Source organism: Glaesserella parasuis (assembly GCF_017352235.1).
In the GTDB taxonomy this organism is placed as follows: domain Bacteria; phylum Pseudomonadota; class Gammaproteobacteria; order Enterobacterales; family Pasteurellaceae; genus Glaesserella; species Glaesserella parasuis.
The window spans coordinates 2223771-2250307 of sequence record NZ_CP071487.1 but is presented as its reverse complement, the minus strand read 5'-3'; the positions used below and the strand labels follow the sequence as shown (position 1 = coordinate 2250307).

Sequence of the window (26537 nt, the reverse complement as noted above, 5' to 3'; positions counted from 1 at the left end):
ATATGAGATAAATTACTGCTTCTCTTGAGCAAAGCGTGCAATTTCACGCATTTGTTCCATTGTTTCAGTGCGAGCCAAAATACCGTGTTCACCCATAATTTTAGCGAAAACACCTGGTACAGTTTGAACGCTGATAATATTACCTGCGTATTTTTGGCATACTTCATCAATGGTGTGTTTGTAGTTTTTATTCGCTTTACGTGCGATATAAACCACATTCCAAGGGTGTGTAATGTTTGAGTAGAATTTGTTCTCTTTAACGATATTCGCGTACTCTCTGAATACGTCAAAATCGTTTGCATAGTTCCACATATCAATAGTTAAACCACCTGGTGGACGGCAGTTGATTTCAAGTGGCATTAATTCGCCAGTTTTCTTCACACGGAAATATTCAAAGTGGAAGAAACGTTCACGAACTTTGAATGCGTCCACACATTTCTGTCCGAGTTTAACTAAATCTTCTTTGATTTCGCGTGGAATGTAGTAGAACATATCGTTATCTTTTTCGACCGTTTCTAATACCACTTCAGAATACTCAAGGCTTGAGTAGAACACGATATTGCCGTCTTTATCGGTTAAACCGTCAAAAGTCACGATATCGCCTTCGATAAACTCTTCCATAATGTATTCAACGTGAGCATTTTTATAGCCGAAGAAAGCTTCTAATTCGTCTGCAGATTTGATTTTGTAGGTATCGCTCGCCCCAACACCTGAGTTTGGTTTGATGATCACAGGGAATTTGAGTTCTTTAGCCAGTTTGCGTGCATCTTCATCATCTTTAAATACACGGCCTTTCGCCACTTTTAAGCCAGCTTTGCGGAACACTTCTTTCATCTGATCTTTAGTTTTGATTGCCAACATATCTTCATTTTTATAGCCAGGTACGTTGAAATCGGTACGCAATTTTGCGTCTAACTCAAGCCAGTATTCGTTGTGCGACTCAACACGGTCAATACGACCGTATTTATGCGCAAAATAACCGACCGCACGGTAAACTTGCTCATAGTCTTCCATATTATCCACACGATAATACTCAGTCAGTGAGTTGCGTAAGCCTTCGCTTAATTGCTCGTAAGGTGTGTCTGCAATTCCCAAAGTATTAAACCGACTTTCACGCAATCTTACTGCAAAGGTTTCAAAATTGGTTGGAAAGTGAGGGGAAATCATCACAAAGTTCATTGGTTTGGACATAGTTCTTCCTCTAAATTTGAACAAATTATAATAAGAATGTGTAAGCGGTGAGATTCTAATCGAAATTTGGAAATATTGATAGAATAAATGGCATTTCTATATTGGAATTAATATAAAAATGCCTTTAAAAATGTTTTAAATATAAATTTGCTTTAAAATCAAACCCATGCTATGGAAGCAGTTATTTCAAACTTCCAACCATATCTTCAGGGCGTACCCACTCATCAAATTGTTCAGCTGTTACTAAACCTAAGTTGATCGCTTCTTCTTTGAGTGTTGTACCGTTTTTGTGTGCAGTTTTCGCAATTTTCGCTGCATTTTCATAACCGATATGGGTATTCAATGCAGTTACAAGCATTAGAGATTGATCTAATTGCTGTTTAATGCGTGGATAGTTCGGTTCAATACCGATTGCACAGTGTTCATCGAATGATACGCACGCATCGCCTAATAATTGCGCAGATTGTAAGAAGTTGTACGCCATTACTGGTTTATACACGTTTAATTGGAAGTGACCTTGTGTACCAGCAAATGAAATTGTTACATCGTTACCTAACACTTGTGCGCAAACCATTGTCATTGCTTCACATTGAGTTGGGTTTACTTTACCCGGCATAATTGATGAACCTGGTTCATTTTCAGGGATTAAGATTTCGCCGATACCTGAACGTGGGCCAGATGCTAATAAACGTACATCGTTAGCGATTTTATAAAGTGAAACTGCTAATTGTTTTAATGCACCGTGAGTTTCAACGATTGCATCGTGTGTTGCGAGTGCTTCAAATTTGTTTTGTGCAGTCACGAACGGTAAACCTGTGAATTTCGCAATATAATCTGCAACTTTCACATCGTAGCCTTTTGGTGTATTTAAGCCTGTACCTACCGCTGTACCACCTAATGCTAATTCTGCTAAGTGCGGTAACGTATTTTCTAACGCTTTGATACCAAAAGCTAATTGTGCTGCATAAGCAGAGAACTCTTGACCTAATGTTAATGGTGTTGCGTCCATTAAGTGAGTACGACCGATTTTCACCACATCTTGGAATGCTGCTGCTTTGTCAGCTAAAGTTTTTTGTAAACGTTTTACGCAAGGAAGGGTATGTTCAACCACTTTTTTGTATGCAGCAATGTGCATCGCTGTTGGGTAAGTGTCGTTTGAAGATTGTGATTTATTCACATCATCATTTGGGTGAATAATCGATTTCTCGCCAAGTTTACCACCGTTTAAAACGTGCGCACGGTTTGAAACCACTTCATTCACGTTCATATTAGATTGCGTACCTGAACCTGTTTGCCAGATTACTAGCGGGAATTGATTATCTAATTTGTTTGCTAGGATTTCATCGCAGGCTTGAGCGATTAAATCACGTTTTTCAGCAGAAAGTACGCCTAAATCATGGTTTGCGTAAGCGGCTGCTTTTTTCAAATAACCGAATGCTTCAATGATTTCTTTCGGCATTGATGCTTCTGGGCCGATTTTGAAGTTGTTACGTGAACGTTCTGTTTGCGCAGCCCAATATTTATCAGCTGGTACTTGCACTTCGCCCATGGTGTCTTTTTCAATACGGAATGTCATTGTTTTCTCCTAGTGGAATAAAATAATAAAATCAATGAGTAAATCCTAGCATTCTAGGAAAAAGAAAGGAATGGAAATTGCTCCATTCCTTGTCCGTTTTTTTAGTTTTTGTGATATGGATCATAAATCCAATATGGAATTATATTTTATCTAGTATTAAATCGCTTTCGGAGTCCAGCAGCATACAAGGCATTATCTGCATCATTGAGTAAATTCTGCTTTGTTTTGTCTGAAATCGTATAGATATATTGTCGATTTATTGCTCCATGAAGTCGAAATAATAAAGCTTGATCAGCATCAACACCTATTTTAAGGAGGTTGACGAAAATATCAATCTCGCCTCTATCTACTAAATCATCAATAGAGTAGACACCTAGTTTTTTTAATGTCCTTTCGAGTTGTATTGTCATATTCGGCAGCGTCCGAATACATTTTTTCTTTTCCATATACTGATTTTGTTTCGTATGGAGAATATCTTTCACACTTTCGACGACCCAATGTGAAACTTGTTGTAAGTCATTAAGTAGATCGGGAGGGATTAAATAGAAGGATTTTAGATTAATGCCAGTCTGAGAGTCGAGAAGAAGAGATAAATTTTTAGCTATGTTTTCCTCTAAGCAATGATTTGGTATGTGTAGATAGAATTTATCATCTTTGTATAAAGCAAACATAGCTTTATCTTTCATTATTCCATAATAGGAAAAATAGGTTTTTGCTTTCGTTTCGCCAATGATTGGGTAAAGAAGATTACGGATATGTTGTGTTTTTGCATCAATGTATTTCATATACACCTCAATTAATTATACATCTTGATTAGGAAATGAGCGTTATTTACACTCAAATAAGATAATCGCTTTTCAGCCAAATAATGCAATGAAATAACAAGAATATTTTTGTGACACTCGTCGAAAAATCAGAAAAAAAACCAATATTTAGAATAAAAAAACACCTATTTGTTTGAATTTTGAGCTTTTCGTGTTTGTAAATTTATGGTTATTTAAGGCTGTTGGGCAAATTTCACTTGCAAAAGATAAAAGAGTTAGGTAGAATCTCGCCACTTTTGACATTGTAGTCTAAGTCGCTTGGTGTAATCATTTATCAAGTGGTATTACCGATAAGGTAGTACGTAACAATGTTTCCGATTTGGAAACTATAACAAGGTATGACTGTGCCCCCCTTAATTTAATTTGTTAAGCGGTGGTTCAGTTTTTTATTAGCTAAATTTTAATGGAGCTCTGGTCTAATGCAGAACCAAAGAATCCGTATCCGCTTAAAAGCATTTGATCATCGTTTAATTGATCAATCTACTGCGGAGATCGTAGAAACAGCTAAACGTACTGGTGCACAAGTTCGTGGTCCGATTCCTTTACCAACTCGTAAAGAACGTTTCACCGTGTTGATTTCTCCACACGTAAACAAAGACGCGCGTGACCAATACGAAATTCGTACACACAAACGTTTAGTAGATATCGTAGAGCCAACAGAAAAAACTGTTGATGCATTAATGCGTTTAGATTTGGCTGCCGGCGTTGACGTGCAGATCAGCCTAGGTTAATTAAGAGGTTATTACAATGATTGGTTTAGTCGGTCGTAAAGTTGGTATGACCCGTATCTTCAATGAAGATGGCGTGTCAATTCCAGTTACCGTTATCGAAATCGAAGCCAACCGTGTGACTCAAGTTAAAACTCTTGAAAACGATGGCTATACTGCAGTTCAAGTTACTACTGGCTCTAAAAAAGCAAGTCGTGTAACTAAGCCTGAAGCAGGTCATTTCGTTAAAGCAGGTGTTGAAGCTGGTCGCGGTTTATGGGAATTTCGTACTGAAGGTGAAGAATTCACTTTAGGTCAAGAAATCAACGTAGACATCTTCACAGATGTTAAAAAAGTAGATGTTACTGGTACATCAAAAGGTAAAGGTTTCCAAGGTGGTGTTAAACGTTGGAACTTCCGTACTCAAGATGCTACTCACGGTAACTCTTTATCACACCGTGTACTTGGTTCTATTGGTCAAAACCAAACTCCAGGCCGTGTGTTTAAAGGTAAAAAAATGGCTGGGCACTTAGGTGCTGAGCGTGTAACCGTTCAATCACTTGAAGTTGTTCGTGTAGATGCTGAGCGTAAATTATTATTAGTTAAAGGTTCTGTACCTGGTGCAACTAATAGTGATGTTATTGTTAAACCAGCAGTTAAAGCATAAGTCTAGGAGATAGAGATGGAATTACAAGTTGTAGGTGCGACAGCACTCAGCGTTTCTGAAACTACCTTCGGACGTGAGTTTAACGAAGCGTTAATCCACCAAGTAGTTGTTGCTTATGCAGCAGGTGCTCGTCAAGGTACACGCGCACAAAAAACTCGTGCTGAAGTGTCTGGTTCAGGCAAAAAACCTTGGCGTCAAAAAGGTACAGATCGCGCTCGTTCAGGTGATATCAAATCACCAATCTGGCGTTCAGGTGGTGTAACTTTCGCAGCGAAACCACAAGATCACAGCCAAAAAGTGAACAAGAAAATGTACCGTGGTGCAATTAAAAGCATTCTTTCTGAATTAGTTCGTCAAGACCGTTTAGTGGTTGTTGATAAATTCGAAATCGATGCACCAAAAACCAAAGTTTTAGTACAAAAATTAAAAGATATGGCGTTAACTGACGCTCTTATCATCACTGCAAGCTTAGATGAAAACCTATTCTTAGCAGCACGTAACTTATACAAAGTTGATGTACGTGATGTACAAGGTATCGATCCAGTAAGCTTAATCGCTTTCGATAAAGTGGTTATCACTGTTGATGCAGTAAAACAAATTGAGGAGATGTTAGCATGATTCAACAAGAACGTTTGCTAAAAGTGCTTAAAGCACCACATATCTCTGAGAAAGCGACAAATAACGCAGAAAAAGGCAACACAATCGTATTCAAAGTAGCATTAGACGCTAACAAAGTGGAAATTGCGAACGCGGTTGAGCAACTTTTCGAAGTTAAAGTAGATTCTGTTCGTACAGTGGTTGTTAAAGGTAAAACTAAACGTCACGGTGCAAAATCAGGTCGTCGTAGTGACTGGAAAAAAGCTTATGTAACTCTTCAAGAAGGTCAATCACTTGACTTCGTTGAAGGTGCGGCAGAGTAATTTCGGAGGAATAGAAAACTATGGCTATCGTTAAATGTAAGCCGACCTCCGCTGGTCGTCGTCATGTAGTTAAAGTTGTTAATACTGAGCTTCACAAAGGTAAACCTTTTGCAGCACTTTTAGATACTAAATCTAAAACAGGTGGTCGTAACAACTTAGGTCGTATCACTACTCGTCACATCGGTGGCGGACACAAACAACACTACCGTTTAATTGACTTCAAACGTAACAAATTAGACATTCCAGCTGTTGTTGAGCGTTTAGAATACGATCCAAACCGTTCTGCGAATATCGCATTAGTACTTTATAAAGATGGTGAACGCCGTTACATCTTAGCACCAAAAGGCTTAGCTGCAGGTGATACGATCCAAGCGGGTGCTTCAGCGCCAATTAAAGTAGGTAACTCATTACCAATGCGTAATATCCCAGTAGGTTCTACTGTTCATAACGTAGAATTAAAACCAGGTAAAGGCGGTCAAATCGCTCGTTCTGCTGGTGCATATGTGCAAATTATCGCACGTGAAGGTAACTATGTAACTTTACGTCTTCGTTCAGGCGAAATGCGTAAAGTATTAGCTGAGTGTTCTGCAACCATCGGTGAAGTAGGTAACTCAGAGCATATGCTTCGCGTACTTGGTAAAGCAGGTGCAAACCGTTGGAGAGGTATTCGTCCAACCGTTCGTGGTACTGCGATGAACCCAGTAGACCACCCACACGGTGGTGGTGAAGGTCGTAACTTCGGTAAACACCCTGTTACACCTTGGGGCGTTCAAACCAAAGGTAAGAAAACTCGTCACAACAAACGTACTGATAAATTCATCGTACGTCGTCGTGGCAAATAATTTTTTAATTAATTAAAGAGGATAAGCCATGCCACGTTCTCTCAAGAAGGGTCCTTTCCTTGACCTACACTTGTTGAAGAAGGTAGAGAAGGCGGTGGAAAGCGGGGATAAAAAACCAATCAAAACTTGGTCCCGTCGTTCAATGATCATTCCATCAATGATCGGATTGACCATCGCAGTCCATAATGGTCGTCAGCATGTTCCAGTTTATGTTTCTGATGAAATGATCGGTCATAAATTAGGTGAATTTGCACCGACTCGTACATACCGCGGTCACGCCGCAGATAAGAAAGCTAAGAAATAAGAGGTAAAAGATGGAAACTATTGCAAAACATCGTTACGCTCGTACTTCTGCACAAAAAGCTCGCTTAGTTGCTGATTTAATCCGTGGTAAGAAAGTTTCTGCAGCATTAGAAATCTTAACTTTCACTAACAAAAAAGCAGCAGCTTTAGTGAAGAAAGTTTTAGAGTCAGCTATCGCAAACGCAGAGCACAATGACGGTGCAGATGTCGATGATCTTAAAGTTGCGAAGATTTTCGTTGATGAAGGTCCAAGCATGAAACGTGTTATGCCACGTGCTAAAGGTCGTGCAGATCGTATTTTAAAACGTACTAGCCACATCACTGTGGTAGTGTCAGATCGTTAATCAGTAGGAGAATAGCAATGGGTCAGAAAGTACATCCACATGGTATTCGCCTTGGTATTGTTAAGCCTTGGAGCTCTACTTGGTTCGCGAATACACAAGATTTCGCTGATAACTTAGAAGGCGATTTCAAAGTACGTCAATTTTTAAACAAAGAGTTAGCGAACGCGTCTGTATCTCGTATTACTATCGAGCGTCCAGCAAAAAGCATTCGTGTAACTATTCACACAGCTCGCCCAGGTATCGTTATCGGTAAAAAAGGCGAAGATGTTGAAAAATTAAGAAACGCAGTATCTAAAATTGCTGGCGTTCCTGCACAAATCAACATTTCTGAAGTGAAAAAACCAGAGCTAGATGCAAAATTAGTTGCAGATAGCATTGCTGCTCAACTTGAGCGTCGTGTAATGTTCCGTCGTGCAATGAAACGTGCGGTACAAAACGCAATGCGTTTAGGTGCTAAAGGTATCAAAGTTGAAGTAAGCGGTCGTTTAGGTGGTGCAGAAATCGCACGTTCAGAATGGTATCGTGAAGGTCGCGTGCCTCTACATACTCTTCGTGCTGACATCGACTATAACACAGCTGAAGCTCACACAACTTACGGCGTAATCGGCGTTAAAGTGTGGATCTTCAAAGGTGAAATTCTTGGTGGAATGGCTGCAGTGATTGAATCTGAGAAAGAACCAGCGGCACAGCCTAAAAAGCCAGCTCGCAAAGGTCGTAAATAAGGAGATCACTGAATGTTACAACCAAAACGTACAAAATTCCGTAAAGTACACAAAGGCCGTAACCGTGGTATCGCGGGCGGTACAGAAGTGAGCTTCGGTTCATTCGGCTTAAAAGCAATTGGTCGTGGTCGTTTAACAGCTCGTCAAATCGAAGCAGCGCGTCGTGCGATGAGCCGTGCAGTAAAACGTCAAGGTAAAATCTGGATCCGTGTGTTCCCAGACAAACCAATTACTGAAAAACCATTAGAAGTCCGTATGGGTAAAGGTAAAGGTAACGTAGAGTACTGGGTAGCCTTAATCCAGCCGGGTAAAGTTCTCTATGAAATGGATGGTGTATCTGAAGAAGTTGCACGCAATGCATTCGCATTAGCAGCAGCTAAACTTCCGTTCAAAACCACATTTGTAACTAAGACGGTGATGTAATGAAAGCTCAAGAACTACGTAACAAAAGTGTTGAAGAGCTGAATGGTGAATTAGTGAACCTTTTAGGTGAACAGTTCAAATTGCGTATGCAAGCAGCCACCGGTCAGCTTCAACAAACCCACCAGTTAAAACAAGTGCGTCGTAGCATTGCACAAGTTAAAACTGTATTAACCGAAAAGGCGGGTGAGTAATGACTGATAAAATTCGTACAGTACAAGGTAAAGTTGTTAGCGACAAAATGGACAAATCATTTGTAGTTGCTATCGAACGCACAGTTAAACACCCAATTTATGGTAAGTTTATCCGTCGTACAACAAAATTACACGTACACGATGAAAATAACGAAGCTAAATTAGGCGATGTAGTTGAAGTTAAAGAGTGTCGCCCACTCTCTAAAACTAAATCTCATACTTTAGTTCGTGTTGTTGAAAAAGCAGTAGCTTAATCAACAATAAAAATTAAAACCCCTAGCAGAAATGCTGGGGTTTTTTGTTTTTTTTCACGATTGCTAAATGTATCTTTTCTTTACATTTATGTGTTTTCCTTAATAAAGTAAACTTGTAGCAAAGCTACATATTTTTATATTAATATAGAGAATTATTTCAAAAATGTTAACTATATCACAGATTTTTAGTGTATTTAGTAGTTTAATGCGTTTGTGAAAATATGGAGGGGGTACAGCTAATTTTCATATATTCCTATGTTGTTTTTTTGCTGTATCCGTAAATTTTAATTATTTAAAGCAAAGACGAAAAAATGAAAAGAAGATTATCTAAAAATGTTAAATGCAGTTTTGTACCTTCATTGATTTTTCTAGCATTAGCATCTAATTTGCATGCTACTACGTTCTGGAAAAGCGATTTAAACGAGAATCTAACTCATATAACTAAACGAGTAGGTCAGGATAATTTTACGGTAGCTGAAGAAGGACGATTATGGCCTGGTATAGGTCCTAATGGAGAGGCTCCTGGAACAGTACCTCTATATTATAGCCGTATTCCAGCAATGACCATTACAGATGATAATAAAATGGTTGTTATGTATGATTTAAGATGGAACAGAGCATATGATCAAGATAGAATCGATCCAGGAGTATCCATTTCAGAAGATGGAGGAAATACTTGGTTAAGTAAAACAGCTTGGACATTTAATGATTCTAAAATGCCTTTGCGAAGAGCTATGGATCCTACAATTTTGTATAACAGTATAGATGGTAGTATCTATGCTATGCATGGGACTTGGGCTACAGGTAATAGAAATTGGTATCAAGATCGTTTCAACTATTTTCAAAATAATATTTGGGCTACAACCATTTATAAGTCTATAGATGGAGGGAAAACTTGGGAGAAAAATGCTGAATTTAGTAAATTAAGTAACCCCGATGTTTTTTCTAAAGTAAGTAAAGGTCCAAATAACCCAGTAGTTAGTTTTTTAGGAGGTGTTGGTTCTGGTATTGTGATGCGTAATGGAACATTAGTATTTCCAATACAAACTGCTCATAATAATGGTATTGCAGCAACCATTATGTATTCTAAAGATAATGGAAAAACTTGGGAAATGCCAGAAACAACGGATCTTCCAGCACCGAATCAAAGCTCTTTAGAGAATATGGTTTTTGAGATGGGGAATAAATTAATTATGGTTGGAAGGGAGAAGAGAGTAAGAGGAACTCAAGCAGATAAACGATGGGCATACTATACAGAAGATATGGGTAAGAGTTGGCATGCTTATGAACCTGCGAGTTTTGGTTCTAGTACAGCCCAACCAACTCAAGGCTCATCAATTTATGTTACCTTGCCAAACGGTAGGAGAGTATTGCTCGTTTCAAAACCTAATGGTAATAATGATAACTGGGCTAGGGGTAACCTTGCTCTTTGGATGCTAGATGCAAAAGATCCATCACATGTATATGAGGTGGCTATTATCAGACCTGGTTCTGGAAATGCAGCGGGTGCTGGTTATTCATCTTTGGCTTATAAAGAGGGAAATTTATTTGTTGCTTATGAGGATGATGGAAATATTACTGTAAAAAATTTGACACAATATATGACAGATATTCAAGCTAAAGCCCTTGAATGGAATCTTCCTGATGAAATTGAACCTGATGTTGAAAAAATTAATGCTTTAATGCATTTGAATCAGGGGCAAAAAGACGAATTGATTGCTAAACTTCGTAGGGCAAATGATAATGCAATAGCACAGTCTAACGCTCTTGATCAAGCTATGTCAGAATTAAAACTCAAAAGCTTTGCATTAAGTCAACAAGCGGTTTCTTTTGAAAAGGCTTTACCATCCAATCTTAAGAATTTCCAAGATGCATTAGCATCTATTAATACTATTTCAGAATCTAAGAATACAACAAATGTCAATTATTTAGGTGTTCATGATTTATATGATAGCTTGTATACCATGTTTTTAGCTTTGAATAATCCATTGGACTTTACCAAATATATTGAGCAGGCTAAGCATTTAAATGAATACAACCATGATATTTTGTATCGCTCCTTTGATGATGTTTTTGCTCATTATAGTGGAGGTTCAAAATATAATAAGCTCTCTTTAGGTGGAAATAAGACGGTTAGTGAAAAAGTTCAGGCTGGATTGTTTTTTGAATATGGCAATAAACATCAAAAAAGTTATCATGTTGGTATGAGAGCAAAATATCAACTGGATAATCATCAGATTGCTGGTTTTATTCGTTACCGTGGCGTAAAACACCAAGACTTTATTGAACGTAATAACAATGTTGATCTTTATTTGAACTATGCTTATCAACTTAGATTGAGTGAAGATCTGAGTGTGAGTCCTTCGTTTGGTGCCTATATTTCTCGTTCCAATAGAACATTGTTAGATCAGGATGTCGCTGTTAATAAGAGAACAGTTTATGCTGGAGATGTTGGTGTGAATCTTATGTATAAGATAAATGATATTAATGTAAATATCCGACCAAATATTGCATTCATCAATGACAGTCTGAAACTATCTCAATCTAATGATAAGAGTAATGTATATAAAATTAGTTCACATAATACAATTTATGGATTGGCAACTAGTATTAATAAAGCTTTTTCAAATGGATTGAAAGTAGGTTCAACATTAGAATTGCAAAAATATGGTAGTCAATATTCTAATGTAAATTTAGGTGTAGATATCAGTTATACTTGGTAACTAGACCCTATCCCAAATTCTGTGTAAACACCCATTTCAACTTAACGGTGATCGTCTAAGCGATCACCAAAATCAATCATAAATCGATTCATCGCCAGTTTCCAGTTCTGAATCGGCATTGTCCATTTTTTTGATGCATCTTTAATCGCAAGCCAAATCACTTTGAAAACTGAATCATCCGTCGGGGCCTGATAAACCTGCTTTAAATCTGCGGTGACGGCTTTGTAATCTTTCCACGAAACGAATTTCAAGCTGTTACGCACTAAATGCACAATGCAAAGCTGAATTTTCGTTTTAGATAACCAAGATGGTCGGTCAGTTCACTATTTAACGCGGCCTCGACGGTAATTTTCTTGAGCATCCGTGAAAATTGATTGAGGTCTTCTGGTGTTTTTAGATTTTTGGCAAATTCCGCTTCCAAGGCGTGAAGTTGTTTTTCGTTCATAATAAAATACCTGTGTCTGAATGTATTATCTCAGAAACAGGTATTTACACAAATTGTGGGAGAGGCTCTCTTGGGGAGCGTGAATCATTGGAAGATCAAACAATGAATATAAAATAATCAAAGCGGAAACAACATCGGCACCAAAAATACTGCTAACAGCATTACCAAAAGCGTAAACGGTAATCCTACTTTCACAAAATCCATAAAACTATAGCCACTTGGTGCAAGTACCATCGTATTCACAGGAGATGAAACGGGGGTAATAAAAGAGGCTGAGGCTGAAATAGCGACAATCATTGCAAATGGTACTGGCGAAAAATTTAGCTGTTGTGCGATAGCAATGGCAATCGGCATTACTAAAATTGCAGTGGCTGTATTTGAGATAAAGGCATTGATGATGGCGGTAAAAATAAATAACACCATCAACACAAAATGCACCCCTAAGCCTTGCATAATCTCAGTGAGCATTTGAACAATCAGATCGATCCCGCCTGTTTTTTGTAATGCAATGGAAAATGGCATCATACCGACAATTAAAACAATACTCGGCCAATGGATTGATTCGTAAGCACTTTTCATATCAACACAACGGAATTTGCCCAACATCAAACAGGCAATCAAAGCCGCAATCACATTCGGCACTAACCCTGTAATCATCAACACCACCATTGTGACAATCGAAAAAATTGCGTGAGGTGCTTGGCTAATCGCTGGTGCTGCGTGTTTGCTCTCTTCGGGAGCTTTGAGTAGGAAGAAGTCACGGTTATTGTGATCGAGTTTGAGCAAATTATTCCATACCCCCATAATCAGCAAGGTATCACCAAATTCTAACGGGGTTGAAATCAGATTATCTTCAATCAATGTATCCCCACGTTTTAACCCGACGACACTTAAGCCATAGGTAGAACGCAATTTAAGTTCACTAATACTTTTTCCGATACTTCCTGCTTCAGGCATAATCGAAAATTCCGCCATTCCAACAGATTTTGCGTGTTCTGAGAAATAGTCCCCTTTCAACTCAATTATGCGTAAACCAAAGTCCTCACACCGTTGCAAAAAGCGGTCTAAATCAATATTAATATCCATCAACAGAATATCTTTTTCTTGCAAAGTTTCCGTACCATAGGCGGCAATAGAAAGCGTTCTTAAACGTTTAACACGTTGAATAGCAACGATATTTAGCCCATACTCGCGGCGGAGATTTAATTCATTGATCGTTTTTCCAATCAATGATGAACCAGCATCGATCACCACCATTTTTGCCCGCCCAGTTAAATTATATTCCGCAATAAGCTGTTGCATTGATGAACCATTTTTATTTTCAGTGCGGACTGTTTCGCCATTATCTAACCAACGGCGAGCAAAAAGCATATAAACAATCCCCAGCACCAAGACCGAAACGCCAATCGGTGTAAAACTGAAGAAACCAAAACCTTGATGTCCTGCTTTAACTAATTCAGAGTTAGCCACAAGGTTGGGCGGTGTCGCAATTAAGGTCATCATACCGCTAATAAGCCCAGCAAAACTCAGTGGCATCATTAAGCGTTTCGGAGAAATCCCCATACCCGAACAAATTGCCAACACCACAGGAATAAAAATAGCCACAATCCCCGTTGAACTCATAAAAGAGCCAAGCCCGGCAATAGATAACATCAACAACACTAAAACCTTAACTTCGCTTGCCCCTGCAACACGCATTAGCCACTCACTCACCTGATAGGCAATCCCTGTTCTTACCAGTCCCTCACCCACAATAAAGAGCAAAGCAATCAAAATCACATTCGGATCACTTAATCCAGCAAACACCTCATTGACCGAAAGAATGCCACTTAGACTAAAAAAGGCAATAACGAGTAAGGCAACAATATCCATTCGTAATTTATTGCGAATGAACTGCCAAATTGCAAATACCAATAAGGCAAGCACCCAAAACAGTGGCGATAAGAGAAAATCAGGGAGGGAATAAAGTATCGGTTGCATAAGCATTATCAAGGAAGTTGAACAACAGTTTGATTATACCGATTTTCAGAAAATTAACAGGGAGTTTTCTCAAATTCCACTAAAAAATTTGGCATATCTCTATTAGGTGCTCTCGCTAGAATTTAATTGGTTATATTGAAGTGTTCACAAGAGCCCTTTGGGCTTTTACCAACAAAATTATTAACTTTTTCTTAATAGCATATGAAAATACATTATGTCGCAAATAATATCAGGGATATTTATTTCTAAAAGCATAAGAATGTTAATTTTTTTATAAAAATGTTAAGTAACCGAAATTTTTGCAGGGTTTACAGGTTGGCAATTTTGGTCAATCTGCGTATAATTCGGAAGATTTTGATTGCGTAACTTTAGATTAGTTTACACAAAGAAATCGTTTACTTTTTTATTAGGTTTTAGTTAAAAATGTCTGCGGTTCTTCGACAAACGAAACAACTTTATCAAAAAGCACTCGGTATCGAGTTAATTCTGCTGTTCTGCATAGCAGGAGTAGTGGGGATTGGGTTGGGCTTAAATCGCTTTATTTCGTTATTATTAGGGGAAATTGCGGCGTTGCTTCCGCATTGTGTGTTTGTGTATTGGGTGTTTTTTCGTCAGTCGGTAATAAATCCCCAAAATATGACCGCTTTTTATCGTGGGGAAGGGCTGAAATGGCTTACGACGATTGTTGTGATTGTAGTGGCATTTAAAAGTTATGGTGCTATGCACTATGTTTCGTTTTTTTGTGGGTTCTTTTTTATAATTCTTTGTAATAGTCTTCTGCCTATTGCATTGAAGTGGCATTCAAAATAAATTTCTTTTAATTTCAAAAGGATAAACTATGGCTGGTCAAACAACGGCTGACTATATTGGTCACCACTTATCGTTCTTGAAAACAGGGGACGGTTTTTGGAATGTGCATTTAGATACTCTGTTTTTCTCATTAGTAGCAGGTGCAATTTTCCTCTTTTTCTTCTCTCGTGTGGCGAAGAATGCAACAGATGGCGTACCAGGTAAATTTCAATGTTTTGTTGAAATGATTGTCGAGTGGGTTGATGGTTTGGTTAAAGATAACTTCCACGGTAGTCGTGAGGTGGTTGCACCTTTAGCTTTAACTGTGTTCTGCTGGGTGTTCGTGATGAATGCTATCGACTTAATTCCTGTGGATTATCCACCACAATTTGCAGAGTTATTAGGGATTGACTATTTGCGTGCTGTTCCAACAGCAGACATTAGTGCAACCTTAGGTATGGCGATTTGTGTGTTCTGTTTAATTATTTTTTACACCATTAAATCGAAAGGTTTTTCTGGTTTTGTTAAAGAATATACGCTTCACCCATTTAACCACTGGGCATTTATTCCTGTAAACTTTGTACTTGAGATCGTAACGTTATTGGCGAAACCGATTTCTCTTGCATTCCGTTTATTCGGTAATATGTATGCAGGTGAGTTAATTTTTATCCTGATTGCAGTAATGTATATGGCGGATAACTTCTTGCTTCAAGCATTAGGTTTGCCGTTACACTTAGCTTGGGCGATTTTCCATATTTTGGTTATTACGTTACAAGCCTTTATCTTTATGATGCTAACGATTGTTTACTTGAGTATTGCTTATAATAAAGCGGATCACTAAACAAACTGGATTGGTGAGCGGTCACTTTTATGCAAAATTTTGCAAAGATTAGACCGCTTGTGAAACCCGATCATATTTATTGAAACTTTTTTATTAACCCTAGCCGTAAGGCTACTTTCCTTACTTTTATGGAGAACATTATGGAAACTGTAATTACAGCAACTATTATTGGTGCATCAATCCTACTTGCTTTCGCAGCATTAGGTACTGCAATTGGCTTCGCTATCTTAGGTGGTAAATTCTTAGAGTCTTCTGCTCGTCAACCAGAATTAGCAAGTAGCTTACAAACTAAAATGTTTATCGTTGCAGGTCTTCTTGATGCGATTGCAATGATTGCAGTAGGTATTTCTTTACTTTTCATCTTCGCAAACCCGTTCATTGATTTATTGAAATAAGTCGGATTTGTTTTTAACCGTAGTTACTCAAGAGTAACTTAGCCGACTTAAGGAGGGCGTTGTGAACTTAAATGCAACACTAATAGGCCAACTGATTGCATTCGCACTGTTTGTGTGGTTCTGTATGAAGTTTGTATGGCCACCGCTTATTAAAGCGATTGAAACGCGTCAAGCAAATATTGCAGACGCTCTTGCAAGTGCTGAGAAAGCGAAGCAAGAACAAGCTGATACTAAAGTTTTAGTTGAGCAAGAGCTCGCTAAAGCTCGTGAAGAAGCGCAACATATCATTGATTTAGCAACAAAACGTCGCAATGAAATTTTAGAATCTGTTCAAGCAGAAGCTGAAGCAGAGAAAGCGAAAATTATTGAGCAAGGTTACGCAGAAGTGGAAAATGAGCGTCGCCGTGTTCAAGAAGAACTTCGTCAAAAAGTAGCTGCATTGGCGGTTGCTGGTGCTGAGAAAATTGTGGGTCGTTCTGTTGATGCAGCGGCAAACAATGACATCATTGATAAGCTAGTTGCAGAATTATAATTAAGGGGGGCAGATGTCACAATTAACAACAGTAGCTCGCCCCTATGCTAAAGCAGCTTTTGATTTTGCTTTAGAACAAGGTCAGTTAGATAAATGGCAGGAAATGTTACAGTTTTCTGCATTGGTTGCTGAAAATGAAGATGTGCAACATTTTATTCATTCATCTTCTGCAGCCACTCAAGTTGCCGATACCTTTATCGCAATTTGCGGTGATCAACTCGATCAATATGGGCAAAATTTCATTCGAGTTATGGCTGAGAATAAGCGTCTTTCGGCGTTACCTTCAGTATTTGCTAGTTTTAATCAAATCCGTGCCGAGTATGAGTCCGTTAAAGATGTGTTTGTTACATCAGCAACATCTTTAACAAAAGCACAGGAAGATAAAATCGCTAACGCGATGAAACAAAAGCTAAATAGTGAAGTTCGAATTACGACAAGTATCGATGCGTCATTAATTGCAGGCGTTATTATTCGTTACGATGATATTGTCGTTGATGGTAGTAGTCGTGGTCAGTTAAATCGTTTGAGCCAAGAGTTGTGCTTGTAAGAGGAATAGAAAATGCAACTAAATTCTACAGAAATTAGTGAATTGATTAAAAAACGTATTGCACAGTTCAATGTGGTCAGTGAAGCACAAAGTACTGGTACAATCGTTTCAGTCAGCGACGGGGTTATTCGTATCCACGGTCTCGCTGATGTAATGCAAGGTGAGATGATTGCATTACCAGGCAATCGTTATGCGATTGCTTTAAACTTAGAAAGAGATTCAGTTGGTGCAGTAGTAATGGGTCCATACGCAGATTTAGCAGAAGGTATGGAAGTGAAATGTACTGGCCGTATTTTAGAAGTACCTGTTGGTCGTGGTTTATTAGGTCGTGTAGTAAACACATTAGGTCAGCCAATCGATGGTAAAGGTGAAATCGACAATGACGGTTTCTCTCCTATCGAAGTGATTGCACCGGGCGTTATCGACCGTCAATCTGTTGATCAACCTGTTCAAACTGGTTATAAAGCCGTTGACTCAATGGTGCCAATCGGTCGTGGTCAGCGTGAGTTAATCATCGGTGACCGTCAAACAGGTAAAACAGCATTAGCGATTGATGCGATCATTAACCAACGTGATTCAGGTATTAAATGTATCTATGTGGCTATCGGTCAAAAAGCATCTACAATTTCAAACGTGGTACGTAAATTAGAAGAGCATGGTGCATTACAAAATACTATCGTGGTAGTAGCAAGTGCATCAGAATCTGCTGCATTACAATATTTAGCACCTTATGCAGGTTGTGCGATGGGTGAATATTTCCGTGACCGTGGTGAAGATGCGTTAATCGTTTACGATGATTTATCTAAGCAAGCAGTTGCTTACCGTCAAATTTCATTGTTATTACGTCGTCCACCAGGTCGTGAAGCCTACCCAGGTGACGTATTCTACCTACACTCTCGTTTACTTGAGCGTGCTGCGCGTGTAAATGCAGATTATGTAGAACGTTTCACCAATGGTGCAGTAAAAGGTCAAACTGGTTCTTTAACCGCATTACCAATTATTGAAACCCAAGCAGGTGACGTTTCAGCATTCGTTCCAACAAACGTAATTTCGATTACCGATGGTCAGATCTTCTTAGAAACCAGCTTCTTTAACGCAGGTATTCGTCCAGCGGTGAACCCAGGTATTTCGGTATCTCGTGTTGGTGGTTCTGCACAAACTAAACTTGTTAAGAAATTAGCGGGTGGTATCCGTACTGCACTTGCTCAGTACCGTGAATTAGCAGCCTTTGCTCAGTTTGCTTCAGATCTTGATGATGCAACACGTAAGCAACTTTCACACGGTCAAAAAGTAACAGAGTTACTTAAACAGAAACAATTCGAACCAATGTCTGTGGCACAATTAGGTTTATCACTTGCAGCAGCTGAATTTGGTTATTTAGATGATGTTGAAGTTGAGCGTGTAGGTTCATTTGAATCAAATCTTTTAGCTTATGCAAATGCAAATTATGCTGAGTTTATGAAAGATTTAAGTAAATCAGGCGATTTCAATGACACTATCAAAGCGAAATTAATCGAGATTTTAGATAGTTTCAAAAAGAATAGTGCTTGGTAATCTACTTTAGCGGAGAAAGAATATGGCAGGTGCTAAAGAGATAAGAACCAAAATTGCAAGTGTTCGTAATACACAAAAAATTACCAAAGCGATGGAGATGGTTGCTGCATCTAAAATGCGTAAAACGCAAGAAAGAATGTCTGCATCACGTCCATACTCAGATGCCATTCGTAAGGTAATTAGCCATATTGCCAAAGGAAGTATTGATTATAAACATCCTTTCTTAACCGAACGTGAAGTCAAAAAAGTTGGATTTATTGTTGTTTCAACGGACCGTGGTCTATGCGGTGGCTTAAACATTAATTTATTTAAAACCGTTTTAAATGAGTTAAAAACACGTAAAGATAAAGGGGTGGATTCAGTCTTAGGATTGGTTGGAAACAAAGCAGTTTCATTTTTCCAATCAATGGGGGTGGAAATCAAAGCTCAAGTAACGGGCTTAGGTGATACACCTGCAATGGAAGATTTAGTTGGTATTGTAAATGGTATGATTGAAAACTACCGTAATGGCGAAGTTGATGAAGTCTATATTATTTATAACCGCTTCGTGAATACGATGTCGCAAAAACCAACGGTTCAAAAATTACTTCCATTGCCAGAACTTGAAGATGACGATTTGGAAAATAAAGGTTCGTGGGATTATATCTATGAGCCTAATCCAAAAGTGTTGCTAGATAGCTTACTTGTTCGCTATTTAGAATCTCAAGTTTATCAAGCGATCGTAGATAATCTTGCATCTGAACAGGCAGCTCGAATGGTAGCAATGAAAGCAGCAACGGATAACGCAGGTAATTTAATCAATGAGTTACAGTTGGTGTATAACAAAGCTCGTCAAGCAAGTATTACGAATGAATTAAATGAAATTGTCGCGGGTGCCGCAGCAATTTAACAATGAATAGAGGAACGGTAATGGCAACGGGAAAAATTGTACAAATCATCGGTGCGGTAATCGATGTTGAGTTTCCACAAGATGCAGTACCAAAAGTTTATGATGCATTAAAAGTTGAAACAGGTTTAACCCTTGAAGTTCAACAACAATTAGGCGGTGGCGTAGTACGCTGTATCGCTCTTGGTACATCTGATGGTTTAAAACGTGGCTTAAAAGTTGAAAATACGAATAAAGCGATTGAAGTACCAGTGGGTACAAAAACACTTGGTCGTATTATGAACGTATTAGGTGAGCCTATTGATGAAGCAGGCCCTATCGGTGAAGAAGAGCGCTGGACGATTCATCGTGCAGCACCAAGTTATGAAGATCAAGCTAACAGCACAGAACTTTTAGAAACAGGGATCAAAGTTATCGATTTGATCGCACCGTTTGCTAAAGGGGGTAAAGTTGGTTTATTCGGTGGTGCTGGCGTAGGTAAAACGGTAAATATGATGGAGTTAATCCGTAACATCGCAATCGAACACTCAGGTTACTCTGTGTTCGCAGGTGTTGGTGAGCGTACTCGTGAAGGTAACGACTTCTACCACGAGATGAAAGACTCTAACGTATTAGACAAAGTATCACTGGTTTATGGTCAGATGAATGAGCCACCAGGTAACCGTTTACGTGTTGCGTTAACCGGTTTAACCATGGCGGAAAAATTCCGTGATGAAGGTCGTGACGTATTATTCTTCGTAGATAATATTTATCGTTATACCCTTGCAGGTACAGAAGTATCAGCGTTATTAGGTCGTATGCCATCTGCAGTAGGTTACCAACCAACGCTTGCAGAAGAAATGGGTGTACTACAAGAACGTATTACTTCAACCAAAACAGGTTCTATCACCTCGGTTCAAGCGGTTTACGTTCCTGCGGATGACTTAACAGACCCATCACCAGCAACAACCTTTGCTCACTTAGACTCAACGGTTGTATTAAGCCGTAATATCGCATCATTGGGTATTTACCCAGCGATCGATCCGCTTGATTCAACATCACGTCAATTAGACCCTCTTGTTGTTGGTCAAGAGCACTATGATGTTGCACGTGGCGTACAAAAAACGCTTCAACGTTATAAAGAGTTGAAAGACATCATCGCAATTCTTGGTATGGATGAGTTATCAGAAGATGACAAATTAGTGGTTGCTCGTGCACGTAAAATTGAACGTTTCTTATCACAACCATTCCACGTGGCAGAAGTGTTCAACAGCGTACCAGGTAAATTTGTACCATTAAAAGAAACAATTCGTGGTTTCAAAGGCATTTTAGCAGGCGAATACGACCATATCCCAGAACAAGCGTTCTATATGGCAGGTTCAATTGACGAAGTGGTTGAAAGAGCCAACAAGATGTAATTGTTCTTTGAACTAAGGAGAACAAAATGACATCATTTGAACTCACAGTCGTTAGTGCAGAGCGTAAAATCTTTGAAGGTCAAGTAACTAGTGTTCGAGTTTCAGGGGTAGATGGGGAATTAGGTGTCTATGCAGGACACACCCCACTATTAACCGCCATTAAACCCGGCATGGTCAAATTCACTTTGGAAGATAACAAAGAAGAATATATCTATGTTTCAGGCGGATTCCTTGAAGTTCAACCAACGGTTGTGACCGTGCTTGCAGACGTTGCAATTCGTGGTGAAGAACTCGATGAACAACGTATCCTTGCAGCAAAACGCAAAGCAGAAGAAACAATAAGCAAAACAAATGAAGCGGATATGACCGCCAAATTAGCTCGCGAAATTGCTAAACTGCATGTTTACGAACTCACTAAAACGAAATTAGCGAATAGACGTTAATTTTATATACAGAAACGCCTTAATATGTTTATATTAGGGCGTTTTTATTTCTCAGCAATTTATAAAGGCTCACTATGGCAACAATGAAAGATATAGCTCGAATTGCAGGGGTTTCACTTTCGACCGTTTCTCACGTCGTAAACAATTCCCGTTTTGTCAGTGAAGAAATTACTTTAAAAGTCAAAAAAGTTATTGAGGAGCTAAATTATCGCCCTTCTTTGGTAGCAAGAAGTTTGAAGATCAAGGAAACCAATACGATAGGAATGATTGTTACCACAAGTAATAACCCTTTTTTTGCAGAAGTAGTTCGTCATGTGGAACGTTATTGCGAACGCCATCATTATCATCTAATTCTAGTCAATACCGACGGCAACAGCCAAAATTTACAGCAACATCTAGAGAGGTTGTTATTAAAGCAAGTTGATGGCTTATTGCTGATGTGTGCAGAACCTCAAAATTTTGACTTAAGTGCGATTACCCATTTAACACTCCCGATGGTTGTGATTGACTGGTGGCAACAACCTTTAAATGCCGATATCATTCACGAAAATTCAGAACTAGGCGGTTATCTTGCGACAAAAGCATTAATTGATGCTGGTTATCATGATATAGCCATTATTACCGGTGAACTTTCAAAACCGTTGGCTCAAAACCGTTTAGCTGGCTACAAGCGGGTACTTTTAGAGAATAATTTGCAAATTCGCCCCGAATGGATTATTGAAAGCCATTTCCATTATGATGGGGGGATTGAAGCAATGACAAAATTGTTAGCTTTACCTTCACGTCCTAAAGCTGTTTTTGCGATGAGTGACAGTATTGCGATTGGTGCATATCAAATGATTCAACGAGCAGGATTACGGATTCCGCAAGATATTGCGATTATCGGTTACGATAATATCGAACTTGCTCAATATCTTTATCCCCCTCTTTCTACTATTCATCAACCTAAAGCCCGATTAGCTAAAGCTGCTGTTGAGAAATTAATTCTACGTATTCAGCAACCACAAACGGAAATAGAAACGATCAAGCTAACCCCTGAATTAATCATACGGGAATCTTTTTAAACTTATTTTTTGAAGTAGTTCACATTTTCAAAATAACATAGTTGTTTTTTTATTATTTTTTGTCTATCTTTTAGTCATCGAAACGTTTCGATGGTTTTTAAAGGACGGTTTGTGATGAAAAAGACAACAATCTTAAATGCTCAACTTTCACATGTAATTGCAACAATGGGACATACCGATGGACTCACAATTTGTGATGCTGGTTTACCAATTCCAACAGAGCAGCATTGCATTGACCTTGCTTTAACCAAAGGTATCCCCGATTTTCTTTCAGTCTTACAAGCGGTATCAAGTGAATTATTTATTGAAAAAATTGTATTAGCTGAAGAAATCAAGAATATTAATCCTCAAATTGAACAACAGTTATTAATGGTTATTCAACAAATAGAGGTGCAACAAAAAAATACCATTAAGATTGAATATATCCCACATAACGAATTTAAACATCAAAGTAATCAAGCCAAAGCCGTCGTTAGAACGGGAGAATGTAGCCCGTATGCAAATGTTATTCTTTATTCGGGCGTACCATTTTAGGTGGATATGATGAAAAACTTACTCAAAATTAGTGGAATAGATAAAGCCTTTCCGGTGTTCAGGCTCTTAAAAATGCTTGCTTAAATGTCTATGCGGGTAGAGCGATGGCGTTAATGGGGGAAAATGGTGCGGGTAAATCCACCTTAATGAAAATTCTCACTGGAATTTATCAACGTGATGCCGGTACGATTGAATATCTGGGGCAAGCAGTGAAATTTGCTAATCCGAAAGCCTCTCAAGAAGCTGGATTGAGTATTATTCACCAAGAGCTAAATATACTCGGTAATCTCTCCATTGCTGAAAACATCTTTTTAGGACGTGAATTTACGCACCCTTGGGGCGGTATTGATTGGCGTAAAATGTATGCGGAATCCGACCGCTTGTTAGCTCGCCTTGGTGTTCGTCATTCCAGTAAACTTCCTGCTGGTGAGCTTTCTATCGGCGAACGACAAATGGTAGAGATTGCTAAAGCGTTGAGTTTTGAATCGAAAGTGATTGTGATGGATGAACCAACGGATGCGCTGACGGATACGGAAACTGAAGCTCTATTTGCAGTGATTCGTGAGTTGAAAGCGGAAGGTCATGGTATTGTCTATATTTCCCACCGCATTAAAGAGATTTTCCAAATTTGTGATGATGTGACTGTTTTGCGTGATGGGCAATTTATTGGTGAAAAAGCCGTTGCTGATTTAAACGAAGATCAGTTAATTGAAATGATGGTCGGACGAAAATTGGAAGAGCAATATCCGCATATCGACACCGATCAAAATAGTGTACGTCTTGAAGTCAATAATTTGACGGGAAGTGGTGTTCATCAAATTTCATTTAACTTGAAAAAAGGCGAAATTCTCGGTGTTTCTGGGTTAATGGGCGCAGGGCGAACCGAGTTAATGAAAGTGCTTTACGGGGCATTGCCTCGTACATCGGGTTCAGTCAGATTAGATGGCAAAGACATTCATAACCGTACCGCCCAAGATGGATTAGATAATGGCATCGTGTATATTTCCGAAGACCGCAAGGGGGATGGTTTAGTGCTAGGTATGTCGATGAAGGAAAATATGTCTTTGACCGCATTAGCCCATCTTTCTCATTACGGAAGAATTGATAAAGTTCGAGAGAATATGGTCGTCACGGATTTTATTGAACTGTTTAATATTAAAACCCCCAATGCCGATAAAATTATTGGTGAGTTATCTGGAGGTAATCAGCAAAAAGTAGCGATAGCCAAAGGATTAATGACCCGTCCAAATGTGCTGATTTTAGATGAACCAACAAGAGGCGTAGATGTTGGAGCAAAAAAAGAAATCTATCAACTTATCAATAAATTTAAAGCGGAAGGGCTTAGTATTATTTTAGTATCGTCCGATATGCCAGAAGTTTTAGGCATGTCCGACCGTATTTTAGTGATGCGAGAAGGTCGAATCAGCGGTGAATTTAGCCGTCAAGAAGCGACGCAAGAGAAATTATTGGCGGCTGCAATCGGTAAAACAAGCGGTCAGATCTCATAGGAAATTTGCAAATGAATAAATCGTTTAACTTCACTAAATTTTTAATCGACCAACGGTCGATCATTGCATTAATCACGATGATTGTCGTGGTGTCATTTCTAAATCCGGATTTTTTTACCACAGATAACTTGCTCAACATTTTGCGTCAAACCTCTGTGAACGCCATTATTGCGATTGGTATGACCTTTGTGATTTTGATTGCTGGTATTGATTTATCTGTTGGTTCAGTACTTGCTCTGACGGGAGCTGTGGCTGCAACATTAGTTGGAATAGATTTACCCGTTTATGTCGTGATTCCCACCGTACTGATTTTTGGTTGTTTAATCGGTTTACTTAATGGATCGCTGGTGGCATTTGGTAAAGTTCAAGCCTTTATGGCAACTTTGATTACGATGCTGTTATTGCGTGGTGTAACGATGATTTATATGGGCGGTCGCCCGATTAGCACAGGTTTTTCCGATAATGCTGATGCTTTCGCCGAAATCGGCACAGGGATTTGGCTCGGTATTCCAGTTCCTGTTTGGCTGATGTTTGCCTTATTTGCATTAGGTTGGTTTGTTCTCACCCAGACGCGTATGGGGCGCTATATTTATGCCTTAGGGGGCAACGAATCGGCAACCGTACTTTCAGGCATTAATGTGAATAAGGTGAAACTCTTTGTGTTTGTAGTCAGTGGTGTATTAGCTGCCCTTGCTGGTTTGATCGTCACCTCTCGTTTAGGCTCCGCCCAACCAACCGCAGGAACAGGCTATGAATTAGATGCGATAGCGGCTGTTGTAGTGGGTGGTACCAGTCTTATGGGCGGTAAAGGTCGTATTATCGGTACGTTAATCGGTGCATTAATTATTGGTTTCTTGAGCAATGCCTTGAATTTATTAGACATTGACTCTTACTATCAACTGGTTGCGAAAGCACTGGTAATCTTAGCTGCGGTTATCTTAGATAACTTCATTGGTCGTAAAAAAGTCTAGTTGTTCTAAGACATTATTCTTCATTACATAGGAGATTTTTATGAAAAAATTAACTTCATTAGGGATTGCATTAGGTTTAGCATTCAGTACATCAGCAATGGCAAAGGAAACTATCGCTCTGGCAATTTCAACCTTAGATAATCCATTCTTTGTGACCTTGAAAGAAGGTGCAGAGAAAAAAGCCAAAGAATTAGGCTATAACTTAGTTGTGTTGGATTCACAAAATGATCCAGCGAAAGAGTTGTCTAATGTCGAAGATGTGACGGTACGTGGTGCAAAAGTGTTACTGATTAACCCAACCGATTCTGAAGCGGTAGGTACAGCCGTTGCTGTAGCCAATAAGAAGAATATTCCAGTTATCACCTTAGACCGTGGTGCAAATAAAGGTAATGTTGTGAGTCATATCGCCTCTGATAACGTGGCAGGCGGAAAAATGGCCAGTGACTTTATCGCTGAAAAAGTCGGTAAAAATGCAAAAGTAATTCAATTAGAAGGCATTGCGGGCACCTCTGCGGCGCGTAAACGTGGTGAAGGCTTTAAACAAGCGGTGGAAGCTAACCAATTTGAACTGCTTGCCAGCCAACCAGCGGATTTCGACCGCACTAAAGGTTTAAATGTGATGGAAAACTTGCTTGCCAGCCATGGTTCTGCTAAAGCAGTATTTGCTCAAAATGATGAGATGGCATTAGGGGCGTTGCGTGCAATTAAAGCTTCAGGCAAAAATATTTTAGTCGTTGGTTTTGATGGTACAGATGATGCGGTAAAAGCAGTTAATGGCGGACAACTTGCGGCAACTATTGCTCAACAACCTGATAAAATAGGAGAGTTAGGTGTAGAAGCTGCGGATAAAGTGTTAAAAGGTGAAAAAGTTGATGCACAAATCCCAGTTCCGTTAAAAGTTGTAACGAAATAATCTTAAATAAGCGGTCACTTTTAGCAAAAATTTTGCAAAATCTGACCGCTT

Annotated in this window: 30 protein-coding genes and 2 pseudogenes; 26 read left to right on the top strand and 6 right to left on the bottom strand. The window is 39.0% G+C overall.

The features are described 5' to 3' along the window. Window positions 1–12: 12 nt before the first annotated feature. The 3 genes from J1G47_RS11360 to J1G47_RS11350 form a co-directional block, all read right to left on the bottom strand. Window positions 13–1191: an ATP-grasp domain-containing protein gene (locus J1G47_RS11360; RefSeq protein WP_021119276.1), complete on the bottom strand. Its 1179-nt coding sequence runs from the start codon at window positions 1189–1191 to the stop codon at window positions 13–15. Between the two features lie 181 nt (window positions 1192–1372). Then, window positions 1373–2767, bottom strand: a complete 1395-nt coding sequence (gene fumC, locus J1G47_RS11355; protein ID WP_010786461.1) for a class II fumarate hydratase — start codon at window positions 2765–2767, stop codon at window positions 1373–1375. Window positions 2768–2913: 146 nt separating this feature from the next. After that, on the bottom strand, window positions 2914–3552 hold the full coding sequence (locus tag J1G47_RS11350) for a TfoX/Sxy family protein (RefSeq protein WP_005711167.1): 639 nt from the start codon (window positions 3550–3552) through the stop codon (window positions 2914–2916). Window positions 3553–4010: 458 nt separating this feature from the next. On the opposite strand from J1G47_RS11350, the gene rpsJ reads away from it, so the two are divergent. The 12 genes from rpsJ to J1G47_RS11290 all read left to right on the top strand — a co-directional run bounded on the left by rpsJ (window position 4011) and on the right by J1G47_RS11290 (window position 11687). Further along, window positions 4011–4322 carry a 30S ribosomal protein S10 gene (rpsJ, locus tag J1G47_RS11345; RefSeq protein WP_001181005.1) on the top strand — a complete coding sequence of 104 codons (312 nt, stop codon included), beginning with the start codon at window positions 4011–4013 and terminating at the stop codon, window positions 4320–4322. Window positions 4323–4338: 16 nt separating this feature from the next. After that, window positions 4339–4965 (top strand): 50S ribosomal protein L3, encoded by a 627-nt coding sequence (rplC, locus tag J1G47_RS11340; RefSeq protein WP_010786462.1) that lies wholly within the window; start codon window positions 4339–4341, stop codon window positions 4963–4965. 15 nt (window positions 4966–4980) lie between these two features. Further along, entirely contained in the window at window positions 4981–5583 is a 603-nt protein-coding gene (rplD, locus tag J1G47_RS11335; protein WP_207326647.1) for a 50S ribosomal protein L4, read from the top strand. Then, window positions 5580–5885, top strand: a complete 306-nt coding sequence (rplW, locus tag J1G47_RS11330) for a 50S ribosomal protein L23 (protein WP_005599290.1) — start codon at window positions 5580–5582, stop codon at window positions 5883–5885. The genes rplD and rplW overlap by 4 nt, the downstream gene beginning before the upstream one ends. Before the next feature lie 20 nt (window positions 5886–5905). Further along, window positions 5906–6727, top strand: a complete 822-nt coding sequence (gene rplB, locus J1G47_RS11325; protein WP_005711173.1) for a 50S ribosomal protein L2 — start codon at window positions 5906–5908, stop codon at window positions 6725–6727. Between the two features lie 28 nt (window positions 6728–6755). Next, entirely contained in the window at window positions 6756–7031 is a 276-nt protein-coding gene (rpsS, locus tag J1G47_RS11320; protein WP_005539416.1) for a 30S ribosomal protein S19, read from the top strand. 10 nt (window positions 7032–7041) lie between these two features. Continuing rightward, a complete protein-coding gene (rplV, locus tag J1G47_RS11315) occupies window positions 7042–7374 on the top strand; it encodes a 50S ribosomal protein L22 (protein ID WP_005706427.1) in 333 nt (110 codons plus the stop codon). A 17-nt stretch (window positions 7375–7391) separates the two neighbouring features. Further along, window positions 7392–8096, top strand: a complete 705-nt coding sequence (rpsC, locus tag J1G47_RS11310; protein ID WP_010786465.1) for a 30S ribosomal protein S3 — start codon at window positions 7392–7394, stop codon at window positions 8094–8096. Between the two features lie 12 nt (window positions 8097–8108). Continuing rightward, window positions 8109–8519, top strand: a complete 411-nt coding sequence (gene rplP / locus J1G47_RS11305) for a 50S ribosomal protein L16 (protein ID WP_006249357.1) — start codon at window positions 8109–8111, stop codon at window positions 8517–8519. Then, the gene (rpmC, locus tag J1G47_RS11300; RefSeq protein ID WP_005711179.1) at window positions 8519–8710 is read left to right on the top strand and encodes a 50S ribosomal protein L29; all 192 of its coding nucleotides are present in this window, start codon (window positions 8519–8521) and stop codon (window positions 8708–8710) included. The genes rplP and rpmC overlap by 1 nt, the downstream gene beginning before the upstream one ends. Continuing rightward, entirely contained in the window at window positions 8710–8964 is a 255-nt protein-coding gene (rpsQ, locus tag J1G47_RS11295) for a 30S ribosomal protein S17 (RefSeq protein ID WP_005711180.1), read from the top strand. Before rpmC ends, rpsQ begins: the two co-directional genes overlap by 1 nt. A gap of 311 nt (window positions 8965–9275) precedes the next feature. After that, a complete protein-coding gene (locus tag J1G47_RS11290; protein WP_075592262.1) occupies window positions 9276–11687 on the top strand; it encodes a sialidase family protein in 2412 nt (803 codons plus the stop codon). A gap of 41 nt (window positions 11688–11728) precedes the next feature. Here J1G47_RS11290 and J1G47_RS11285 read toward each other — a convergent pair. From J1G47_RS11285 to J1G47_RS11275, 3 genes and pseudogenes are all read right to left on the bottom strand, one after another. After that, window positions 11729–11983, bottom strand: a pseudogene (locus J1G47_RS11285) (transposase); the annotation flags it as partial. Continuing rightward, window positions 11950–12132, bottom strand: a complete 183-nt coding sequence (locus J1G47_RS11280) for a hypothetical protein (RefSeq protein ID WP_041603167.1) — start codon at window positions 12130–12132, stop codon at window positions 11950–11952. The pseudogene J1G47_RS11285 and the gene J1G47_RS11280, both read right to left, overlap by 34 nt. 117 nt (window positions 12133–12249) lie before the next feature. Beyond that, window positions 12250–14112: an SLC13 family permease gene (locus tag J1G47_RS11275; protein ID WP_041603168.1), complete on the bottom strand. Its 1863-nt coding sequence runs from the start codon at window positions 14110–14112 to the stop codon at window positions 12250–12252. A 423-nt stretch (window positions 14113–14535) separates the two neighbouring features. Between J1G47_RS11275 and J1G47_RS11270 the strand changes: the two genes are divergently transcribed. From J1G47_RS11270 to rbsB, 14 genes and pseudogenes are all read left to right on the top strand, one after another. Further along, window positions 14536–14922 carry an ATP synthase subunit I gene (locus tag J1G47_RS11270; RefSeq protein ID WP_010786470.1) on the top strand — a complete coding sequence of 129 codons (387 nt, stop codon included), beginning with the start codon at window positions 14536–14538 and terminating at the stop codon, window positions 14920–14922. A 28-nt stretch (window positions 14923–14950) separates the two neighbouring features. Further along, entirely contained in the window at window positions 14951–15742 is a 792-nt protein-coding gene (atpB, locus tag J1G47_RS11265; protein WP_021114372.1) for a F0F1 ATP synthase subunit A, read from the top strand. Window positions 15743–15882: 140 nt separating this feature from the next. After that, a complete protein-coding gene (gene atpE / locus J1G47_RS11260) occupies window positions 15883–16137 on the top strand; it encodes a F0F1 ATP synthase subunit C (protein WP_005713637.1) in 255 nt (84 codons plus the stop codon). A 61-nt stretch (window positions 16138–16198) separates the two neighbouring features. Further along, window positions 16199–16669 (top strand): F0F1 ATP synthase subunit B, encoded by a 471-nt coding sequence (gene atpF, locus J1G47_RS11255; protein WP_005713636.1) that lies wholly within the window; start codon window positions 16199–16201, stop codon window positions 16667–16669. 13 nt (window positions 16670–16682) lie between these two features. Further along, window positions 16683–17216, top strand: a complete 534-nt coding sequence (gene atpH / locus J1G47_RS11250; protein ID WP_075592653.1) for a F0F1 ATP synthase subunit delta — start codon at window positions 16683–16685, stop codon at window positions 17214–17216. A 12-nt stretch (window positions 17217–17228) separates the two neighbouring features. Continuing rightward, window positions 17229–18770, top strand: coding sequence for a F0F1 ATP synthase subunit alpha (gene atpA / locus J1G47_RS11245; RefSeq protein WP_005713634.1), 1542 nt, complete (start codon window positions 17229–17231; stop codon window positions 18768–18770). A gap of 22 nt (window positions 18771–18792) precedes the next feature. Beyond that, window positions 18793–19659, top strand: a complete 867-nt coding sequence (gene atpG, locus J1G47_RS11240) for a F0F1 ATP synthase subunit gamma (RefSeq protein ID WP_015939855.1) — start codon at window positions 18793–18795, stop codon at window positions 19657–19659. Between the two features lie 20 nt (window positions 19660–19679). Further along, entirely contained in the window at window positions 19680–21053 is a 1374-nt protein-coding gene (atpD, locus tag J1G47_RS11235) for a F0F1 ATP synthase subunit beta (protein WP_005713629.1), read from the top strand. Window positions 21054–21079: 26 nt separating this feature from the next. Next, entirely contained in the window at window positions 21080–21496 is a 417-nt protein-coding gene (locus tag J1G47_RS11230) for a F0F1 ATP synthase subunit epsilon (protein ID WP_005713627.1), read from the top strand. Window positions 21497–21570: 74 nt separating this feature from the next. Next, complete coding sequence (locus tag J1G47_RS11225; RefSeq protein ID WP_005713622.1) at window positions 21571–22560, top strand: substrate-binding domain-containing protein; 990 nt, start codon at window positions 21571–21573, stop codon at window positions 22558–22560. A 114-nt stretch (window positions 22561–22674) separates the two neighbouring features. Further along, a complete protein-coding gene (gene rbsD / locus J1G47_RS11220) occupies window positions 22675–23094 on the top strand; it encodes a D-ribose pyranase (protein WP_005713620.1) in 420 nt (139 codons plus the stop codon). Window positions 23095–23103: 9 nt separating this feature from the next. Next, window positions 23104–24602: pseudogene (rbsA, locus tag J1G47_RS11215) on the top strand (ribose ABC transporter ATP-binding protein RbsA). Window positions 24603–24613: 11 nt separating this feature from the next. Continuing rightward, window positions 24614–25573: a ribose ABC transporter permease gene (gene rbsC / locus J1G47_RS11210; protein WP_207326646.1), complete on the top strand. Its 960-nt coding sequence runs from the start codon at window positions 24614–24616 to the stop codon at window positions 25571–25573. 40 nt (window positions 25574–25613) lie between these two features. Then, a complete protein-coding gene (gene rbsB / locus J1G47_RS11205; RefSeq protein WP_207326645.1) occupies window positions 25614–26486 on the top strand; it encodes a ribose ABC transporter substrate-binding protein RbsB in 873 nt (290 codons plus the stop codon). Window positions 26487–26537 lie beyond the last annotated feature (51 nt).

Excerpts from the sequence above, each read along its gene's own strand:
- rplW (WP_005599290.1), top strand. The coding sequence starts at position 5,580 with ATGATTCAACAAGAACGTTTGCTAAAAGTGCTTAAAGCACCACATATC.
- atpH (WP_075592653.1), top strand. The coding sequence starts at position 16,683 with ATGTCACAATTAACAACAGTAGCTCGCCCCTATGCTAAAGCAGCTTTT.
- rbsB (WP_207326645.1), top strand. The coding sequence starts at position 25,614 with ATGAAAAAATTAACTTCATTAGGGATTGCATTAGGTTTAGCATTCAGT.
- rpsS (WP_005539416.1), top strand. The coding sequence starts at position 6,756 with ATGCCACGTTCTCTCAAGAAGGGTCCTTTCCTTGACCTACACTTGTTG.
- rpsJ (WP_001181005.1), top strand. The coding sequence starts at position 4,011 with ATGCAGAACCAAAGAATCCGTATCCGCTTAAAAGCATTTGATCATCGT.
- rpsQ (WP_005711180.1), top strand. The coding sequence starts at position 8,710 with ATGACTGATAAAATTCGTACAGTACAAGGTAAAGTTGTTAGCGACAAA.
- J1G47_RS11350 (WP_005711167.1), bottom strand. The coding sequence starts at position 3,552 with ATGAAATACATTGATGCAAAAACACAACATATCCGTAATCTTCTTTAC.
- J1G47_RS11360 (WP_021119276.1), bottom strand. The coding sequence starts at position 1,191 with ATGTCCAAACCAATGAACTTTGTGATGATTTCCCCTCACTTTCCAACC.
- fumC (WP_010786461.1), bottom strand. The coding sequence starts at position 2,767 with ATGACATTCCGTATTGAAAAAGACACCATGGGCGAAGTGCAAGTACCA.
- J1G47_RS11275 (WP_041603168.1), bottom strand. The coding sequence starts at position 14,112 with ATGCAACCGATACTTTATTCCCTCCCTGATTTTCTCTTATCGCCACTG.
- rplD (WP_207326647.1), top strand. The coding sequence starts at position 4,981 with ATGGAATTACAAGTTGTAGGTGCGACAGCACTCAGCGTTTCTGAAACT.
- rplB (WP_005711173.1), top strand. The coding sequence starts at position 5,906 with ATGGCTATCGTTAAATGTAAGCCGACCTCCGCTGGTCGTCGTCATGTA.
- atpA (WP_005713634.1), top strand. The coding sequence starts at position 17,229 with ATGCAACTAAATTCTACAGAAATTAGTGAATTGATTAAAAAACGTATT.
- atpE (WP_005713637.1), top strand. The coding sequence starts at position 15,883 with ATGGAAACTGTAATTACAGCAACTATTATTGGTGCATCAATCCTACTT.
- rplV (WP_005706427.1), top strand. The coding sequence starts at position 7,042 with ATGGAAACTATTGCAAAACATCGTTACGCTCGTACTTCTGCACAAAAA.
- atpD (WP_005713629.1), top strand. The coding sequence starts at position 19,680 with ATGGCAACGGGAAAAATTGTACAAATCATCGGTGCGGTAATCGATGTT.
- rpmC (WP_005711179.1), top strand. The coding sequence starts at position 8,519 with ATGAAAGCTCAAGAACTACGTAACAAAAGTGTTGAAGAGCTGAATGGT.
- atpG (WP_015939855.1), top strand. The coding sequence starts at position 18,793 with ATGGCAGGTGCTAAAGAGATAAGAACCAAAATTGCAAGTGTTCGTAAT.
- rplC (WP_010786462.1), top strand. The coding sequence starts at position 4,339 with ATGATTGGTTTAGTCGGTCGTAAAGTTGGTATGACCCGTATCTTCAAT.
- rplP (WP_006249357.1), top strand. The coding sequence starts at position 8,109 with ATGTTACAACCAAAACGTACAAAATTCCGTAAAGTACACAAAGGCCGT.
- rpsC (WP_010786465.1), top strand. The coding sequence starts at position 7,392 with ATGGGTCAGAAAGTACATCCACATGGTATTCGCCTTGGTATTGTTAAG.
- atpB (WP_021114372.1), top strand. The coding sequence starts at position 14,951 with ATGGCTGGTCAAACAACGGCTGACTATATTGGTCACCACTTATCGTTC.
- rbsC (WP_207326646.1), top strand. The coding sequence starts at position 24,614 with ATGAATAAATCGTTTAACTTCACTAAATTTTTAATCGACCAACGGTCG.
- J1G47_RS11280 (WP_041603167.1), bottom strand. The coding sequence starts at position 12,132 with ATGAACGAAAAACAACTTCACGCCTTGGAAGCGGAATTTGCCAAAAAT.
- J1G47_RS11270 (WP_010786470.1), top strand. The coding sequence starts at position 14,536 with ATGTCTGCGGTTCTTCGACAAACGAAACAACTTTATCAAAAAGCACTC.
- rbsD (WP_005713620.1), top strand. The coding sequence starts at position 22,675 with ATGAAAAAGACAACAATCTTAAATGCTCAACTTTCACATGTAATTGCA.
- J1G47_RS11230 (WP_005713627.1), top strand. The coding sequence starts at position 21,080 with ATGACATCATTTGAACTCACAGTCGTTAGTGCAGAGCGTAAAATCTTT.
- J1G47_RS11225 (WP_005713622.1), top strand. The coding sequence starts at position 21,571 with ATGGCAACAATGAAAGATATAGCTCGAATTGCAGGGGTTTCACTTTCG.
- J1G47_RS11290 (WP_075592262.1), top strand. The coding sequence starts at position 9,276 with ATGAAAAGAAGATTATCTAAAAATGTTAAATGCAGTTTTGTACCTTCA.